10 protein-coding genes are annotated in these 20,062 nt (G+C 42.3%); 8 read left to right on the forward strand and 2 right to left on the reverse strand.

Going from position 1 to position 20,062, the window contains the following annotated elements; all coding sequences use genetic code 11:
- Positions 1 to 606: 606 nt before the first annotated feature.
- Positions 607 to 1,794, reverse strand: a complete 1,188-nt coding sequence (locus tag KKG35_02960) for a site-specific integrase (GenBank protein MBU1737074.1) — start codon at positions 1,792 to 1,794, stop codon at positions 607 to 609.
- 740 nt (positions 1,795 to 2,534) lie between these two features.
- On the opposite strand from KKG35_02960, the gene KKG35_02965 reads away from it, so the two are divergent.
- Positions 2,535 to 2,738: a hypothetical protein gene (locus KKG35_02965; GenBank protein ID MBU1737075.1), complete on the forward strand. Its 204-nt coding sequence runs from the start codon at positions 2,535 to 2,537 to the stop codon at positions 2,736 to 2,738.
- Positions 2,739 to 3,229: 491 nt separating this feature from the next.
- On the forward strand, positions 3,230 to 10,924 hold the full coding sequence (locus KKG35_02970; protein MBU1737076.1) for a fibronectin type III domain-containing protein: 7,695 nt from the start codon (positions 3,230 to 3,232) through the stop codon (positions 10,922 to 10,924).
- Between the two features lie 276 nt (positions 10,925 to 11,200).
- Here KKG35_02970 and KKG35_02975 read toward each other — a convergent pair whose 3' ends face one another.
- A complete protein-coding gene (locus KKG35_02975) occupies positions 11,201 to 13,414 on the reverse strand; it encodes a DUF87 domain-containing protein (protein MBU1737077.1) in 2,214 nt (737 codons plus the stop codon).
- Positions 13,415 to 13,657: 243 nt separating this feature from the next.
- Between KKG35_02975 and KKG35_02980 the strand changes: the two genes are divergently transcribed.
- The 6 genes from KKG35_02980 (at position 13,658) to KKG35_03005 (ending at position 20,033) form a co-directional block, all read left to right on the forward strand.
- Positions 13,658 to 15,130 (forward strand): trypsin-like peptidase domain-containing protein, encoded by a 1,473-nt coding sequence (locus tag KKG35_02980; GenBank protein MBU1737078.1) that lies wholly within the window; start codon positions 13,658 to 13,660, stop codon positions 15,128 to 15,130.
- Positions 15,131 to 15,150: 20 nt separating this feature from the next.
- Positions 15,151 to 16,713 (forward strand): hypothetical protein, encoded by a 1,563-nt coding sequence (locus KKG35_02985; protein ID MBU1737079.1) that lies wholly within the window; start codon positions 15,151 to 15,153, stop codon positions 16,711 to 16,713.
- Between the two features lie 35 nt (positions 16,714 to 16,748).
- Entirely contained in the window at positions 16,749 to 18,737 is a 1,989-nt protein-coding gene (locus KKG35_02990; protein MBU1737080.1) for an SUMF1/EgtB/PvdO family nonheme iron enzyme, read from the forward strand.
- A 286-nt stretch (positions 18,738 to 19,023) separates the two neighbouring features.
- Complete coding sequence (locus KKG35_02995) at positions 19,024 to 19,314, forward strand: hypothetical protein (GenBank protein ID MBU1737081.1); 291 nt, start codon at positions 19,024 to 19,026, stop codon at positions 19,312 to 19,314.
- Between the two features lie 50 nt (positions 19,315 to 19,364).
- Positions 19,365 to 19,532 (forward strand): hypothetical protein, encoded by a 168-nt coding sequence (locus tag KKG35_03000; protein MBU1737082.1) that lies wholly within the window; start codon positions 19,365 to 19,367, stop codon positions 19,530 to 19,532.
- Between the two features lie 18 nt (positions 19,533 to 19,550).
- Positions 19,551 to 20,033, forward strand: a complete 483-nt coding sequence (locus tag KKG35_03005; protein MBU1737083.1) for a hypothetical protein — start codon at positions 19,551 to 19,553, stop codon at positions 20,031 to 20,033.
- The last annotated feature ends 29 nt before the right edge of the window (positions 20,034 to 20,062 follow it).

The following is a 20,062-nucleotide window of genomic DNA, read 5'->3' on the forward strand; positions in this document are numbered from 1 at the left end:
CTCTAAGAAATATCTCTAAAAAGTGGACGATGCCGATAAGGAACTGGAAATCAGCGCTAAATCAATTTAGTATCATATTTGAAAACAGGATGCCGACAATCTGACCGATATGCCGTTTACACAAAATATTTTACACCCTCATCTCAAAACAAAAAAATTCTGGTCTCGTTTTCTGTTCCCAAAACCCCCACGCAAGTAAGGCGCGAACTTGGCATCAGTAAATTCAGTTTAAAGCCGTTTCTGAAACGAGGACTTCTGGGGTGCCTAAACAGTGAAAGCTCCAAGGGGAGACTTTATGTTCTGTCTAATAAAAGTAGAAAGTTGCTTGAAATTTCGCCAACCAGGCGCAACCATCTTAAAAACTATGCCATGGTAGGCTGGGTAACAGCGAGCCCCCGGCAGAGGCAGGTTGTTCTAAAGACTCTTTCGCTAAATTCGGAGAAACGTACTTCTGAAGAAATCCGCATAAAATCCTCAAACTTTAACCCTTGCCTATCACGGATAAGCACTAAAAGCATCCTTCAGGAATTAATAGATAAAGGTCTGGCCGAGACTGAGATGGGAACAGATCGGAGACGGTACTATTGGGTTAGTGAGGAAGGGAAATCACTTGCCGGCGAGTTCCATTAATTGTTTCCCGAACCCATTTTGGATCATCGACTGCAGAAGCGTCTTTTGAATATTTTTGTCTTCGAATAGACTATTAGTAACAGCACCAAAACTTTTTATATCCCCTATTTTTTCTTTGAGTTCCAGGATCTGTTTTCTGAGTTGTCCGATATCCCTTTCCAGCTTATGCTTTTTCTCAGGAGCAATATAATCAACATCCAGAACTTGTTTCTTCAAAAGCTTCTTAACTTCAATCTTATTTGAATGAGAATAGGTTTTGTCAAACATCTTCTCGCTATGCCCCATCATCTGGAAAGCATTTTCTTTAGACAGTCTGCCTTCCCTAACTAATTTATGTAACTCCTCGCCTTTGCTATGACGTAATAAATAATTTTTTGTTTTCTTGCCAAGAACCCTTTTCGTTAATCGAGAAAACCACATATTAACCATGCCCGAAGAGATGCAAGTATTGGAATTTTTACTAGAAGGAAAAACATAGGGACTTTTAATGCCACTTGTTTCCTGTGATTTTTTTAACTCATTCAAAAAATAAACAGATTGAATAAGAGGGGGAGATGTTCTCTCCTTGTCAGTTGAATTCTTGTTTTTTTTAGAATTGACATTAAAGAAATAAACATCAGGATCCTCCATATCAATATCAGCCCATTTCAAATTTCTACATTCAATAGTTCTCAAAGCCCCTTCGTACTGACTAACCAAGAAAGTCTTCCATGAAAGAGACTCCTCTCCTCTAATTAATCGGGCGACATCGTCTTTAGTTAGAATGTCCTCAGGATCTATTTTGTCCTTTCTCTGAGCATCGCCATTATATTTTATGTCGGAAAAACCTTCAAAACGATCACTCCAATCCTTAAAATGCCACTTCAAGAACCTCTGAACAAAACCCTTTACATCATTCTTGTAATAATCAGAAAAACCACTTTTTTTTAAAATAACCAAAAACTCCCTCAAATCCTCCAAATTTACAGAAGACAAAGGTTTCTCGACCATAAGCAAAAATCTTACAGCATTGGATTTAGACTTTTGAGCACGTGAAGGAGAAGCAGATATTAAACAATATTTCTCAAAACTATCCACGACAGCCCTCTCTGCCTTATCGAGATTCGCCAGAGCATCATTAGTAGTATTGTGATTACAATCAAACTCAATAAGTGCTTTTTTCATCAAAAAAAACAAAGAATGATGACTATTTAAAGTTTGAGGCTTGCACAGAAAATGCGAGGCTGAGCTACAGGCTCATAAATTTCGTGCAAGACTTAAGAAAAAGGCCTGCCAAAATCTTGATTTAGGAAAACATTTATGTTTTTTAAACTTAATTGAACAACATAGCAAAACTCAATCATGACGTAGTTTCTTCGCCCCTCATCTCACACATGACCTCATACTTCAAAGGAGAAGTATACAAATCAATTAAAGTCTGAGCCCACCGTGGAACATAAACATCATTAATCCTTTCTCGATTCAGCATGCCCATTTTCCCATAATACTTTTCCATCTTCCAAATGCTTCACTCTTTATCTCAAAACTAACCAGCATAATAAGGATTCGAACCAATAACTCCATACTGATCTCCCATCCTTTCAATTATGTGACAGAGCTTGAGATTGAAATCGGTTATCACATTGTAAATGCCCGAAATGCTCTTCTCGATCTTAAGCACGGATTTTTTTACCCTTGTTTCCAGATTGTCTTTTGCCATTGTGTTTAATTATGAAATGGTAACGGAATGGGGGTTTATAATGGTTGTATAAGGATAGATGTTTTGAAAATTTTCTCTGGTAAAGAGTTGGGACTGCCAGGAAAAAGAGTGGAAGGAAAAGCCTGTTTCGAGAATGGGCCACTCAAATTGCTCGTCGGAGGAACTGGTTTTTACTGGAGCGGATTTCATACTCAGGAAAAAAAATATGGAGGCACTTTACAGCCATGCCCAGGGCTTTTTTTTTGTGGGTTTTGATGTGCCTTTAATAACAACATTCAAGGCAGGTTATTTCAGGATCTTTACCATTTCTGATCGTGACATCGTTTCCGAGCCAATGACCAAAAGTAACATGGTGCCCGCAATCAAGACGAAATTTCCTGTTTCCAAGATTTTTGACAACCTGTCTTAACACTTCTGCGTCCTCATAGACTTGCTTTTGCTCTTTTCGCATAAGCTACTCCTTTCCGTTTGTTTGGCGACATTGCCCAAATTGATAGAAAGGAAAAGGCTGAAGAGTTTATATGGGTTGTATAAGGATTAGTGCAGGTGGAGAGAAGTTGTGACAGGAGAACTCTAATTTGTGCTGGTACTAATTTAAGGGGGAGGCACATCTTAATTTGAATATTGTCAATCAAGGACCATCATAACCGTCTCCTCTTGGACATCCCCCATTTTTCTAGCAGACGTTTTTCGAATTTCAATCTCGTAAGGACCGATATTCAGTTTGTAAGGCATATTCTACAGAGAAACTTGTTGTCAGGTATTTGGATTTGTGGTCTTTATTGAATTTGCAGTTCTGTGGGCCTGTCAATCTATGGTCTGGGGAGTCTTTCTTTTCTGTATTACTTCCTAGGTCAAAATAAAAATTGATTGCGTTGTTATTGAAACAGGGGAGTCAAGATGTTGAACAGCACGAGCAAGTTCACAGCCCAAACACCAGTTAAAATGATCATTGATAGTTTTTTGTTTCTCAGCCTGCTTCTATCGGCAATGTGTCTGGTGTCGGAAGCGGTTTATGCCTCAGAGTTGCTGCAGTTCACTACTGGAGGCCATGTTTTGGGTTTCAGTGACAGCGGAGTGGTGGTGGCTGGCGGAAACCATGCAGTAAAAGTTGATTTTGTCGGAGCGGCAAAAGTGCTCCCAACCGTCAATGAAGGTAATACTTTTTCAACTGAAACAGTGCGAGGAGTCCCGATTCTCAATCGGGTAACCTATGATAATCTTTGGGATAAAATTACTCTCAAATATGATCGAACCGAAAGCGGTCTGGTGGAGAGTACCTACCACATCTCCCCTCATGGCAAGCAGGATTCGCCGATTGATCTGGTTCGCCTCCGTTACAATCTCCCGGTTAGCCTAGACTCTAGCGGCAACCTTGTCATCACCTATGAGACCGGCCAGATGCAGGAGTCAAAGCCTGTGGCCTGGCAAGATATCGATGGTCTGCGTCGACCCATATCCGTTAACTTCAGGATATTGTCTTCCACTGAAGTCGGATTTGCCCTCGGCAACTATGATAACCGCTACGCCCTGGTCATTGATCCGGTACTTAGCTGGCACACCTTTTTAGGATCATCGGCCTATGATTTTGCCTCTGGAATCACTAAAGATGCCAGCGGGAATCTCTACGTAACAGGTTATAGTACTGCGACATGGGGATCGCCGCTGAATGCTTATGCAGGAGGTTATGATGCATTTGTGGCCAAGTTGAACAGTTCCGGCGCCCTGCAATGGAACACCTTTTTGGGTTCCGCCAACACAGATTATGGCTATGATATCACTGCCGACACCAGCGGCAATCTCTACATAACAGGTTCTAGCTGGGGCGCATGGGGAGCACCGCTAAATGCTCATGCAGGTAGTGCAGAAGGGTTTGTGGCTAAGCTGAACAGTTCCGGTGTCCTGCAATGGAACACCTTTTTGGGTTCAGCCCAACCAGATTCTGCCTATGCCATTACTACTGATACCATAGGCAATATCTATATAACAGGTAGTAGCTACGCATGGGGATCACCGCTGAATGCTCATGCAGGAGATTCTGATGTCTTTGTGGCCAAGTTGAACAGTTCCGGTGTCCTGCAATGGCACACCTTTTTGGGTTCAGCCAACTTAGATTATACCCGTGGAATCATTACCGACACCAGCGGAAATCTCTACATATTAGGGCAGAGCGATGCCACATGGGGATCGCCCCTGAATGCTCATGCAGGCAGTGAAGATGCATTTGTGTCCAAGTTGAACAGTTCCGGTGTTCTGCAATGGCACACCTTTTTGGGTTCAGCCAACGCAGACAGAGCCCAAGGAATTACTGCCGACATCAGCGGTAATCTCTACATAACAGGTTTCAGTCCCGCCACATGGGGATCGCCGCTGAATGCTCATGCAGGCAGTGAGGATGCATTTGTGGCCAAGTTGAACAATTCCGGCGTTCTGCAATGGCACACCTTTTTGGGTTCAGCCAGCGCAGATCGTGGCTTTGAAATCACTAGCGACTCCAGCGGCAATCTCTACATAACAGGTTATAGTACTGCTACATGGGGATCGCCGCTGAATGCTCATGCAGGCAGTGAAGATGTGTTTGTGGCCAGTCTGAACAGTGCTGGCGCTTTACAATGGCACACCTTTTTGGGTTCATCCAGTGCGGATGGTGGCATTGATATCACTGCTGACACCAGCGGCAATCTCTACATTACAGGTTATAGCCCCGCCACATGGGGCTCGCCGCTGAATGCCCATTCAGGCAGCGAAGATGCGTTTGTGGCCAAACTTTATGTTGACACGAGCCCCGGTTTGTCCACTGGCCTAGTAGCTTATTACCCGCTTGAATGCGATGCTAGTGACCAAAGTGGTAATGGAAATGACGGCACCATCATGAACACACCGACTTGTCAGGCCGGAGTGAATGGTTCTGCTTTGCATTTTGTTGGCAGAAGTCATACAGGAGCAGATGGGGATCATGTTCTGTTGCCTGATATGGGCGTTGCCTCCATGTCTGAGATGTCCATGTGTCTCTGGGTTAACGAAGAGGGGATGGCTGCCACTAGCTGGGGCGGTGAGTCATATATTGTTTTTGGTTCCGTTCCTTCTGGACGAGCTGGGATATGGCATGAGGGTAACGATGTCGAGTTGGCAGAAACAAGTATCGGTCTTGCAGTAGGCAACGGTAATGTTACAGGAGAACTGGCTTTACAAGTACCATTTTATAAGGCGACAGATCGCAATGCCTGGAAATTCTATTGTATGTCTTACGATGGAACAACGCTTGATGCTTACATGGATGGCCAGTTGGTTGATTCTGCTCCCAAGACTTTGCATATTGCATCAAACAACGCCGCTCTTGCCCGGCACTGGTGGAGCGGGAGCTCAACATCTACACGTTTCACAGGCTTAATGGATGAAGTAAGAATTTACAACAGGCCCCTTAGCAGCACGGAGATACATGACTTATACATTCAGGATGCTCCTGGTGGTGATACTGACGGTGATGGCATCTTTGATACTCAAGATCCCGATGATGACAACGATGGCGTTGCTGATGCCCTGGACACGAACAGCACCAATCCTACAATCTGCGGTGACACCGATAATGATACCTGTGATGATTGTTCTGTGCAGGTCGATGGCTTCGGGCCGCTGGTGGATTCTATCCCAAATGACGATGGGCTTGATAGCGATAGTGACGGGATTTGTGATGCAGGAGATCTTTGTGCCTCAGATCCTGCCAAAACTAATCCTGGTATATGCGGTTGCGGAACTCCTGATACCGGTGATAGTGATGTTGACGGTGTTCTTGATTGTATCGATGCCTGTCCAGGTTTTGATGATAACCAGGATGCTGATGGTGATAGCATCCCAGATGGTTGTGATACCTGGGATGTGACCCCTTCTGCAGGGGCTGGAGGTTCAATCAGCCCGGCAGTTATTCAGCCAATCATTTATGGAGAAACTGCCAGCTTCACAATTATTCCTGATACCGATTACAGCATTGATGCAGTAACGGGTTGTGGTGGAAATCTTGTCGGTTCCATTTACACTACTGGTCCTATCACTGGAGCATGTCAGGTAAAAGCCAGCTTTTATCTGACTGCTCTGCCATGGTCACTTTCCGGCACCATCTTTGGTGGCAGCAACCCTGCCCCCGGTGCCGCGGTGGATCTCATAGATACAGTTTCTTTCGACAATATCGGCACCACAGTAACCGATGGTAATGGTTGGTACAGTTTTGCTGTGAGTAATGGCGCGTATAAACTGATTGTCAATGCCAATGGCTATGAAGAATCGGTCGTCAATAATATTGGTATAAGTGGTTCAGATGTTCTCCAGGATGTAGTGCTCATAGCCCCTCCAACGCAAATATCAACAACGATAAGCGGTGTTGTATATTCATTTGAAGGGGTGGCGGTTGACGGAATTGATATCCAGCTTTACGACGGAAATGTCACCACATGGCATGGCACAACAGATATCAATGGCGAATATAGTATTACGGTCAATACAAATAGCATTAAAAATCTGGCTTTTTCTCTGCACAGTGGAACAACAAGCGCAGCAGTAGTTCTGCCGGATTCATTTTATAAAAGTTACTCCAAATTCCCTCCATTTGTGACAGATGGTACCGATGAGGTTAGAAACATCACTCTCCCGGAAGTTGTTAATATCTGTGGCAAGAGTACTGACTCGAATGGGGCAGCGGTTGGTGATGTTCGCTTAAGCTTTGCGACGACAACAGTTGACGGTTTTTATAATTATATATCCACTTTCACTCTGGCAGATGGCAGTTTTTGCAAAGATGTATTTGCCGATGTTGATTATCGGGTAAATCTGACACCGCCTGCCGGAAGTACAGAATATACCAGTACGAACTATACAAATGTTGATTTCAGTACCAGCCAGACAAGAGATTTTGTACTGGATGACGCAATGGTGTTTACCTCAACAATAAGTGGTGTTGTCCTTTCATTTGAAGGGGTGCCTTTAGACGGGATTGATATTGAACTTTCTGATGGTGACGTAACAACATGGCATGGAACGACAGATAGCAATGGTGAGTATAGTATTACGGTCAGCACAGACACGCCTCAGAATCTGACTTTTTCTTTGAATAGTGGCACCACAACAGCTGCAGTTATTCTTCCGGATTCATTTTATAAAAGCTGGAACCACTTCCCAAGCTTTGTGGCAGATGGAAACGATGAGGTTAGAAACATCACTCTCCCAGAAGTTGTTAATGTTTGTGGCAATACTACGGACTCGGGTGGGGGGGCAGTTGGCGATGTTCGTCTTGGTTTATTCGCCACCACACCTGACGGGTTTTATAATAATATTTCCACGTACACTCTGGCAGATGGCAGTTTTTGTAAAAATGTATTCGCCGATATTGATTATCAGGTCATTTTGACACCGCCTGCCGGAAGTACAGAATATACCAGTACGAACTATACAAATGTTGATATCAGCACCAGCCGGACAATTGATTTTGTCCTTGATTATGCAACAATAATAACCACAACAATAAGTGGAATTATACGTTCATTTGAAGGGATAGCTTTGGACGGGATTGATATCTCACTCTACGACGGAGATGTGACCACGTGGCATAGCGTTACAGATATCAATGGTGAGTATAGTATTACGGTCAGCACAGGTACTCCGCAAAACCTTAGATTTTCTTTGCATAGCGGAACCACAACCGCAGCAGTTGTCCTGCCGGATTCATTTTATAAAAGCTGGAACAACTTCCCAACCTTTGTGGCAGGTGGCACCGATGAGGTTCGAAATATCACTCTCCCGGAAGTTGTTGCTGTCTGCGGTGGGACTACTGACTCAAATGGCGTAGCCGTGGGTGGCGTTCGTCTTGGTTTTGTTACAACAACAGTCGACTATTTTTATAGTTATATTTCCACGTTCGCTTTAGCAGATGGCAGTTTCTGCAAAGATGTATTTGCAGATATTGATTATTCGATAAGTGTGACAGCACCTGCTGGAAGCGGATTTGGCTCGGGAAATGTTTCACCTGTTGATATCAGCAACCCCAAGTTAATCAATTTCATTCTCACCATGCCGGACAATGTGTCTCCAACAATTATTTCAGGGCCGACGATTACCAGCATATCTGACACAATGGCTGTTGTGGAATGGCAGACCAACGAGAAAACATCAGGGGAAGTTCGCTATGGGTTAAATGATCCACCATCGTCAATAATCACGGTACCAGCCCCTGCAACTATGCATTCTCAGGTTTTAACTGGTTTAACCCCAGATACCGATTATTTCGTTCAGGTCACGGGTAGTGATATTGATGGAAACGGACCTGTTGTGAGTGTAGTTGTTTCATTTCACACTAAACCAACTCCAGACACCAAGGCCCCTGTGATTACAGAAGGGCTGATCATTAAAGAAATAGGGCATAATTCAGCTGTTGTAGAATGGGAAACTGATGAACCAAGCATTGGCACACTCTACTACGGAATCACCGAAGGATTGGGAAGTTTCGTTGGCGGTTCTCTGTCTACAGAGCATGGGGTTACTCTGACCGACCTCAATCCAAACACTCTCTACTATATTCAGGTGTCCTCGGTTGATAACATCGGCAACGGCCCATCTTTAAGCCCGATTCTTTCATTTTATACCGAGGTTGTTCCGGATAATATTCCACCGGAGATAATCGAAGGACCGATGATTCTCAATATCTCCGATACTGGAGCGACGGTTTTCTGGACTACCGACGAACCGGCTACTAGCGGAGTATCTTATAATGACGGCACTGCATATGGGGTCTATCAGGATGATGCGCTGGTAACAGAACATACCGTATCATTAACTGACCTGACTGCATCTACCACTTATCAGCTAACCATCTCTTCAAAAGATGGGCAGAATAACGGGCCGACCCTGGCTGGCCCGAAAAGTTTCACAACTCTGGCGAGCCCGGATACAAATCCACCGGTGATTATTGAATCTCCATTGGTAGTGAACATCACGCATCAGTCAGTAATGATCCGTTGGCGAACTGATGAACCAGCTAACGGTGTCATTGAATACGGTCTTGCTTTTGATCAACTGACTGAAACCGAAGGTCATGTGAAGTTAAAAAAACCTCATAACATGACGATCACTGGACTTGAAGCCGGGACAGAGTACTTCTTCAGGGTGCTTTCCACTGATGCCAGTGGTAACGGTCCAGTAATCAGTGCAGTATATTCTTTTACAACTCATCCATTGCCGAAAAGTAAGAAACCTAAGTTGATCAAACATCCGGAAATTGGTCACAGTGATGATGACGACCAGGTGACGATTATTTGGGAAACTGATGAACCGACCGATACGGTTCTCGAATATAATGAACCAGGTGAGAGTCCCAAGCGTTGTTCTAAAGGTGAAAAGGTAAAGAAACACCAGGTAACAGTAAAAGGTTTAAAATCTGATACAGATTATGAAATCGCTGTTGAAGCAACTGATATTGATGGTGACAGGACGCACGCAAAATTAGGGGATAATTTTGTGCTTATTGCTTTTGTCGGTGACGCAGGAGTGTTTGTCCCTCAGACTACAGTAAGAACTTCAGCAACCCCCGATCTTGCCGCTCCAGTCATTACAAGTAGCCCAATAGTGGTTGGTCTTTCCGATACTGCCGCCGCTATAAAGTGGGAAACTGACGAGATCAGTGATTCGTTAATCCGGTATGGCTTGAGTGGCGGTTCTCTCAACTTACAGTCAGGAGATATTGTTGATGTTGGTGTGCATACCATCGTTTTGACCAACCTGATGGCTAATACGACCTATGATTATACAGTGGAATCAATTGACACTGCAGATAACGGCCCGACCGTAAGCACAACATACAGTTTTACCACCCTTGCAGTGCCGGATACGACAGATCCGGTAATAACAACGGCGCCTGTAGCAACATTTCTAAACGAATCATTCGCAACAATTGAATGGACGACCGATGAAGCTGCAACGACAACAATCAATTTTGGCACAGTAAGCGGTAGTTTGACTCAACAAGACTCAATCATCGGAGTTTCATTGGATCATGTTTTGACACTTACCGGCTTGTCATCAGGGACAATTTACAACTATGAAGTAGTTTCGACCGACATTTCAGGTAACACGGTAACTAGCAGCGAATATATTTTTACGACTACGGGTGTGGCCCCTGGCGATTTTGATGGCGATGGTGTCCTTGATACTTCTGATGCTTTCCCAGATGACCCTGCGGCAAGTGTCGATACAGACGGTGATGGTTATCCTGATGAATGGAATACAGGTAAGACCCAAGACGATTCCTTGACCGGCCTGACTCTTGACGCGTGTTCAGACATCTTACCAATACGATTGGGTGGTAGTTATTATTGGGAGGGGGGACTCCAGACGGTTTATGATGTAAGCATGATATCATCTGGCACGATCAAGGCCCACAGCTACTTTGTAAATGGCCCTCTGTTATTAGACAAGGAAGACATAGATGTTACAATTGAAGGTGGTTATAACTGCGATTACTCGGATAACTCCGGAGCACCGACAGTTATTGAGTCTCTCACTATCGTTCCCCCGAGCGGTACGGTAACAATTGATAACATCGTAATTCAATAACTATTAACGAGTTGGGAGAGAACAGTGCTGTTTTTTTTTGACGGCATTGTTCTCTCCAATTTTCGCAGATATCAGAAGGGTGGTGTCCGAAACTGTAGATGTCTACTGCATATCATAACTTTGGCGAAAGTGAAGATGTTTACTCTCTCATCGTCACCTGTTAGTACAATTTATTTATAAAATATTTTGTTCCTTGTCAGATCAAATCTTAATCTTTTGCATGTGAAACGAGTGAAATAGCTTTCGCTGTACTTGTGCATAATGATGAGCGTATTCTTAAAACTCTACCACACCAACAACTCTCACCTTATTATTTATGAGCGTTCTCTTTTCCAGTTCTCCCCGAATCTTCTCTTCAACAAACTTGTTTACACCAACACTCACAACTTCATCAAATCCAGCCTCAAGGGCTCGCTTAATATTCTTCACATAATCAGACTTGCCGGTCTCAATCTCAACCGCAATCTTTCTACCATCCTCATGAACAATAATATCCGGTCTGCCGTTGACAAAATACTCCTCGACTCGAACGTCTAAGCCCTTTCTTCTATAAAACTCAGCAACCCTATGTTTCCAAAACTTATGAACGACCCCCTCGCTCTCATTTTTGAATTCATATCCCAAGTCTCCCAGAATCGTCTTGCCTTTTTGGGTCAGTTCAAACAGGGTAATCCAGCCGTTCCCGGTAACAATCTTTCTCGGTAAAATGCACTTTTCAGAAATCAAATCCTTTCTGCACTTGTTCCCAAGTTTAGAATACAGATTCAACCTCCTGTATCTTTCACTCGTGCTCGAAAAAGGATGCTCTAGAATATCAATAAGAAGTTTGCGCCGGGGAATAGTCTCAGGGGGGGATTCTCTTTTCTCCTGCTCTATATTAACAGGCAATAAATGACCTGCTTTTGCTTTGATTTTCGAACAACTACCCGTTGGAAAGAAGTTATTCCCGTCTGATTTCTCGGGAGAATACCCCTGGGTATTCTCTCTTTCAGGCAGAGGGGTATTCTCTCCACCGGAGGTATTCCGAGCATCTTCATTTTCTAAACCACAACCTTTTCCGGATAAGATCTCACCAATCCTATTCTTCAAACATAAGTGGTTCTGGTTATTCGCATCGTTGCCCCAAGAATGCTCCCAGAACTGCGAACCCAAACTAAACAACCTTAGCCATTCATCCGTCACCAACTCTTTTGTAACTGGCACAAGAGGCGTTTTAACAAGGCAGGGTTCAACGCGATTTTTAATCTTAACAATGCACTCTCCAACGTTGAGCGCATTCAAATAGAAATCCTCCTCATAATCTAAAAACAAAGACTTTCTGGCCATCGTGATATCGTCGGCATGCTGCAGGCCAAGATAAATCTGAGTGTGGCAGTTTCCCAAAAGTTCAATTGGTAAAAGGGAAGGGTGCTGGGTAATGCTAACCAATCCCTGACCAAACCCTCTGATCTCTCGATACAAGTTTTCAAGGCTTTTGCTTTCCTTGTAGAAGCCGTTTTGTGAGAAAAGGTTGTGCACCTCCTCTAAGAACAAAACATGGCGTAAATTATCTGTTTCTCCCCGGCTTAGTCTGTATAGATGAATCCACCGTAAAATCATTTCTGAGAAAAACACCCTCAGCGGTTTTGGCATTTCCAGATCCAGTTCAAGGATTATAGGTTTATCTAATAACTCTTCAAGCTTGACAGGGTTTCTGGTGTTGAAATATTTTGCTGCTCTTCCAAGTGTAAAACTCTGAAAAATTCTCTGGGCTGTTTGCTTCCAATTTGCCTCACGGCCAAAAACCTTAATGCCCCTTATCTCTCTGAGACCATCGAAAAAATTTGGATAGAAATCGTCTGGTAGTTTTCTGAACAGTCTCGAATAGATTTTGTTGAAATAATAAGCGACTCCAGGACCTGAGAGATGAGACCTTTCAAGTGCTTCCGCAATGGTTTCTATCCAGGACTCTTTGTCGTTGCCTGGCGGCGCTCTGAATACATTCCAGAGAAAGGGGAGGGTGTCTCTGCCAATTGTATATACTTGCACATTGTTTAATTCCGGATGTTTGTTTTTTAAGGAAAGAAGGTTCCTCCACGACCGCTTCCAGTCGATGACCATGAATGGTGTTTTTGATTTTAGGAGTTGCAGGGCGAGAAGGTATGCCAGATTGGTTTTCCCTTCACCTGTGATTGCGAATATCCCGACCTGCTTTTGGAAATCTTCCGGTTTTAGATGCAGTTGATGTAGCTTCTTTTTGTTATAGATAATGTCTCCGAGGAGATATGTTCCTCTTGAGTCTTCTTCGTTTGGAGGTTCGAGGAGAATCTGTTGGTTTTCTAATGGTTCTTCTTTTAAGAATTTCTCAGCGATTAACTCTATGTCCTGGGCAAATGTTTCTCTGTTCTCGATGTCTTCTGCCAGGTACATATGCCAGAGCTTGTCAGCTTGGATTCCAATAACGGGCTTTAGTTTTTTGCAGAGGTCTTCGATTTCTTCTGTTTGTTTCACACCCTAGAAACAATGAGCTTGATTTATAAGGGATGTATAAGGAATGGGGTATCGACATGCCTCAGTTATTGTCCCGGTTGCGGTGATAGAGTTTGTCCATGAAGTTTTCGCTGTTCCTCTAAATAATTTCCTGTTTTTAAAAAAAAGTTTGCACCTGGGCCGCTAGATGTCCTACCCCCTGCGATAGAATACAAGTTATAACTAGCATTGTGTTATGTTGAATTTTCTATCAAAGGGGGCGTTATGAACCGTATGATTTTTACTTCTATTAGTTTCGTTTTACTTGGCATCTTCACCTGTTTTCCCTCGATAAGCTTAGCTAGCAGCTATAATCCCATCGAAAAATCCATAGTGAAGATTTTTACAGCAGCATCTGCAGGGGATTATTATGCACCATGGACTTCCAAATTTATTCAAAACACTTCTGGGTCAGGGACCGTGATCGCTGGCAATATGATACTGACAAACGCTCATGTTGTTTCTGATCAGAAGTTTATACAGATCAGGTCTAACGGTAACCCGAAGAAGTATGTAGCCACTGTTGAATATGTTTCTCACGATATAGACTTGGCAATTCTTAAAGTTGAAGACCAGAGTTTTTTTAAAGGGAAAAAACCTATTGATTTGGGAGAGATTCCCAACAGTTCAGATTCAGTACTTGTTTATGGCTATCCGTCAGGTGGAGATTCCATGAGTGTGACCCAAGGCATTTTGTCACGATTAGAACACCAAAGTTATGTCCACAGTGGACTTTATTTCTTTGCCGGTCAGATCGATGCTGCGATTAATCCTGGCAATAGCGGGGGACCCGTTGTCGCTGGTGGGAAGTTGGTCGGAGTGGTTATGCAGAACATCCCTGATCTCGACAACATTGGCTACATGGTGCCGGTTAATATAGTGAAACAGTTTTTGACTGACATCGAAGACGGAAAGCTTGATGGAATTCCCGAGATTGGTCTCAGGGTTGAACAAATGAGCAACAAACACCTGAGAGATAAATATAAGATGTCGGAAGATCAGTCAGGCATTCTAGTTATCAGGGAATATCCTGATCCAGGTAACAATTGTATCAAGGAGCATGATGTTCTAACGAAAATTGCTGGCCAGAATATTGCGAATGATGGAACCGTGGAGTTCCGTGAGAATGAAAGGACCTGGCATAATTATGTCCTTGAAGGGATGCAGATAGGGGACAGTGTTGATGTGGAATTCATTCGCAACGGCAAGATCGATGTGTGTACTGTAAAGATGGCCAAGACCTCCAAAGATTTCCAACTAATCCCTGGAAGAATATATGACACTCCTCCACGATATTATATTTATGCCGGTATAATCTTTTGCCCACTGAGTCTGAATTTGGTCGATCCTTACATTGACTCGGATGAAGATTGGAAAAAATTAATATCCCCTGACATTGTTGCTAAGACGACCCGGCCTAAAACGAAAGAAAATGAAGATGTAGTTATACTATATCGAGTACTTCCAGATAAAATCAATGAGGGATACGGACAGTATGAGAGAGAGATAGTAATCAAAATCAATGGTCATAAGTTCGACAGCTTCGAAGATTTTGTTTCTATACTTAAAGAGACCAAGACTCAATACACAACATTTGAGCTCTTTAATAATGATCAGGTTGTTGTCGACCACGAAATGGCATTAGCTACACAAGACGAGATATTGTCAAAGTATCTGATACATAAAAACAAACGATAAATAATTCTAAAAGGTGATTTATGACTGATTATCTTGACATTAATCAAAACGCCAAAATAATTCGAGGCATAGAAATTACCAGATCAGAAACAATACATAAGGACTTCCTGGATGTAGTTCTAAAGATCGCAGAAGATGAACAACTGTTAATAGATAAAATATTTTTTTCTCATAGCACGAACACCCCACAAATTGGTCCAGTAAGTTATTACAGTATTGATAAGTCGGTAATTATTCCCCTGCCATCAATCTTATTAGTCAAAGACCTATTTATAGAAAATAATATTTTTGATTCTTTAACAGAAGGCCAGGTTTTTTGGATAAGCTATATTTTATCCTTCTGCATGGGTGTTTGTTTTATTAAAGATGATATAGACACAGGACAACCTATTGAAGTCCTTGATCACAAAAGATATCCAGATGTTTTTTTGTGTGCCGGTAGAAATATTAGCTCAATATTATCAAACAGAATTGATGGGCCTGACGAGGCAGAAATAAACACCCTACAAGATGAGACCTTCCAAGCATTACTTCATGTAGCAATACCCTTAATTCGTAAATCTTTAAATCATTATGGGATTAAGAATCATCATATTCCTGAGGAACCATGGTTTCAAATCTACAGTAATGCAGAAAGCCCCCCCAAAAACTCCGTAGAAAAGGTTGAAAAAACGACCTGTAAAAATCGGCCCAAAAAAGCAATGACAGAAGCCGAGTTCCATGAGCATGCGGACAGAATGATTTACGAGAGTGAAAGGGAAGAATTTAAGAAAATCTCAGAGAAATTATACCAAACTGTCAGCAATGCTCTGCATAATCTGACAAGACTTCATGTCTATTATAGAAAATCAGATGGTGATACTGCTAAATGTGTTTTTAGACCAGAAGAAGTAACTTATCCCCATGGTAAATACGATGTTTCTCTGACCCGGAAAATTATCGGATTTTGTGATACTGAAAATAGAGATAAAACACTATGGCTACGTAATGATATTGGTTATGTCTCATACGACAGAGAAATATTCCTAACTGCTAAAGAAATTGAATGTGAATTCTCAAATAACATACCTGATCAGTTGATGGAATATATGCCTAGAACAGTTCGTGATCCTGACCTGGCGAGTACTGAAAAACCAAACAAGGCTCTGAAATGGGGCGCTTGGGGTGCAGGGATTGGTTCACTCTTGCCAGGGTTTGGCACACTCGCCGGAGCTGCAATAGGTGGAGCGACCGGGGCATGGGTTGGTAGTCAAGAATCAGTAAAATCAGAACAGGAAGTTGCGTCTGAGACACATGATATGATTATCAGGCTTGGATCCTACAATTCTGTTTCTGAATCTAATTGGGCCTCAAAACTAAGAGGAATAGTTGATAATATTTTTGTTTCAAAATATTTTGGAGACAAACAGAAAGAGGAAGCCTTTAGTGGAATTATCGAGATCGCACAAATGGTTAGGAGTGAGCTTGTAAAAATCAATACCAACTTAAAGGTATCTCTATCTGAAAAAGACTCATATTTAATGAAATTCATTGCCTACTCACAAACGACAAGAGAAAAACTTCGTACAATTAGTGATAACTAAGCTGTAAAGCTAAAGACAATTCAAAGGAGAAAATAGTGGGCGGTGATAAATTTGACGATTTTGATGCGTTGGATGCCGCTATGGCAGGAAGTTTAGCTGAATCAATCGCTGATGAAGAAAAAGAATACCAGGAACTAAATAACGCCTTCAACCAAGATGACAAACCTTCATGTGAAAAAACTGATGATGATAAACAGGATGAATTACCAGATCTAGATAACTACGCTAAGAGAGGTGGTTTTGAGAGACTTGTGGCAGAGCATATCAGAAAACGTCAGAGAGAAATAAAGCAGGATAATCTAGCACACACTGATCTTGACCAATCCTCTTTAAATCATGATAAAAAGCCAAAAACGATATTCGGCAAACTGCTATCCGATAAAATTAGCAGGTTTAATTCAGATTTTGCAAATAAGTCTCGCCAGGCTGACAATAAAGGGACGCAAGAAAATGGTAGACATATGGCCCAAAAAATCTATTCCACAATATCGCTAGATTATAAGTTGAGGCATGTCCCTTATTCACGGGGATGGGATCCGGAAATTTTCGATTCCACGGCTACCGAATGTATAGAAGTAATGACAAGTAAAGATTCTCCGAGTGGGCATTATATCCAAAGGGGTTATGGTGGGGTTTCAACGGGAGGAGAACCACGTTTCAGCAAGGTGTACTCGAAATTTTCTTGGTCGATTAACAAAAAGGGATTTTTTATTGGCGAAAAATTAATAACCCAAGGACAGTGGTATGAAATCATGGGTTCTAAGCCTTGGGGCACACCTGTTAATCCGAAATGGGAACAAAAATATATAAATATTAAAGCAATTGAACAAAGTGAAAATAAGCCTCTAAAGTCTTTTATTACCGAATTAGAACATGAGCTTATTATTCAATATGTTTTACATGGCTATAAAGGAAAATACGAAGAAGGAGGATTGAAATATCATTACACAAACATTAGAAGAACTGAAATAACAAATGATGACTTTTCATATATATATTGGCGTACTCGGATGTTTATCGCATGGCTAAATGACATAGCTTGTATTGGATATACTAATGAGTGCAAGGATGCTGATTTTAGATCATTTCAAGATTCTCTTGCTAGACTGAGAAGATCAAAAGCTGTTAGAGAAAAACCTAAAAATTTCGAATTTATTGGTGAACATACTGTTAGGTGGCAGGACAACCTTGCAATTTGGGGCTTGGAAAAGATTGTCTCTGACACGAATGAGGACGGTGTAGAGAAAAGCTACTTAGTTGCAATAGATTTTTATAATTGGCTGAAAAATCAAAATGAATTTGAAGTCTTATCTTCTGGCAACCGGTTTGCGTATGAGCATGGAGTGCTGTGGGGTGATGATTTCCCTGCTACGTATGTTTCATGGGAAGAAGTTCAAGAGTTCATAAAAATATTAAATAGCCAAGAAAAATCGGCTCAATTTAGACTCCCGACAGAAATTGAATGGAAAATTGCGTCAGGTTTATATTCTGAGGGGCCTGATGAAGAAAAATATGACTCTTGGCGTGAAGTAGCATGGGGAAGTTGGGGGGATCAAGGCTCTAACTGTCCAAGGCAAATATTATTTCACCCAAAGGAGGTTGCGCTTAAAAAACCTAATAAACATGGATTGTATGATGTTTTCGGGAATGTCTATCAGTTGTGTCAAAATGATTTTGAAGGAGTAATAGTTGAAGAGAGATTTCCTGATGATTTTCGACTTAATGATTGTTTTGAACAGATTAAAGATTTAGATCTATCTTATAAAATTGAACATTTAACTGAAAAAGAAGCCATGGAAAAAGGAATTGACTTTAAAAGAAGTAATCCAGATCTAAATGGTGAAACAAGATACTATCTAGCAGTGCCTAGTGAAAGAGTGATATCTTTGTTTGGTAGTCCATACTCACTCTTCAGCTACTACGATTCTTTCCGTGGAGCAGAAGGTGAGAGATTGTGTGTTTGTGCCTCTAAAAAATCGTCCAAGATAGGTTTTAGATTATGCATGGATTGTACGAGTCCTTAGTAAAGTTGTAAATTGAGTGGGAAAAATCTATTCATGTCAAATATTCAGACCAGGTTGAACTCTCAAGACACCCAAAATTCCAAGCCATTTTTCACGCAATCTCTGCCTGTTTTGCCTTTATTTGTTCAGGTCAACAATTCCGATTGAAGATGTCTGTCAAATCATCATTGTTTTTTTCTACCATAGTCCGCTAGATGTCCTACCCCTTGCCTTATCATGTGATAAAAGCCGCAGTGTTTTTACTGCTGTATGTAAATGACAAACAAATGAGAAATGGAGGAAACAGATGAGAAGGAGTGTGGCGAAGTTGCGGGAGTATCTCCCCCAGTTGATCGGCAGAAAAGTTACCAAAGTGCTTTACACGGAACCGGAGGATGAATCTTCATTCCCTTCGCAGTTTTTGATGGAGCTGGATAATGGAGCCACTTACGAAGTTTACGGAAGGGGCAGCCTGGGCATAACCGGTCTTTGCTATTATGGAGAAGGGCACTGTAAAGCATGTTTTGAAAGAGCGGGAAAAAACAACCAGTCTGCCGCATTTGCAGATGGAAAGGGGGTGCAAATCTCCCAGCCGTAAGAAGCACCTTCATTGGTGGTCAACCGAGAAGCCAGGCGTTTGAGGAAATTATGGAAGATGATCACGATGGAGACTTTGATGCTCTCGATATGTGCATTATTGAAGAGGTCGAAAAGGAGGTTAAGGACAACAAAGGCGGCAACTCCGGTTGCTGCCTGATTCTTCTGGCCCCGGTCTTGGGTGTCGCTACCATAGTCGGATCATATTTTATTATCTAGTGTCACTAAGGACATCGCATGGTCAATAAAACTCTTTTCATCCGTTATTTCGTCCCATCCTTTACCGGTTTTGGGATGGCGGCTCTGGCGTTTGGTTTTGGCATCAAAGGGGTGCTTGTTGCCCTGTTGTTGAGTTCCATGCTCATCCTTTTTTCTATGGCATCTGCCGGAGGACTTGGTGGCAGTGTCGCCAACCGGTTATATGGAACGTGCCAAAGAACTCGGACAATTGTCGATCAAGTGGCAGGAGATCTCGATCGAATACGTCATTTGAAGAGAGCGGAGGAGTTTTCCAAGGCGCTGGTCATGGTCAACAATATTTTGGTAACGGTCCCGGGATATCCGGAGGCGCTGTACCTGAAGGCGGAGATTCTCCGGGAAGGTTACGGTAACCGCAAAGAGACGATCAAATGTCTGCGTGAGGTAATGCGCCTTACAAATTTTACAGATAAAGTTCATCGCTGGGCTGTGAACATGCTTGACGAGGTGACTGAAAAATAGTTTCTGCCATGAATAAAATAGCAAGGCGT

The sequence above is a fragment of the Pseudomonadota bacterium genome, assembly GCA_018823285.1.
Taxonomy (GTDB): domain Bacteria; phylum Desulfobacterota; class Desulfobulbia; order Desulfobulbales; family JAGXFP01; genus JAHJIQ01.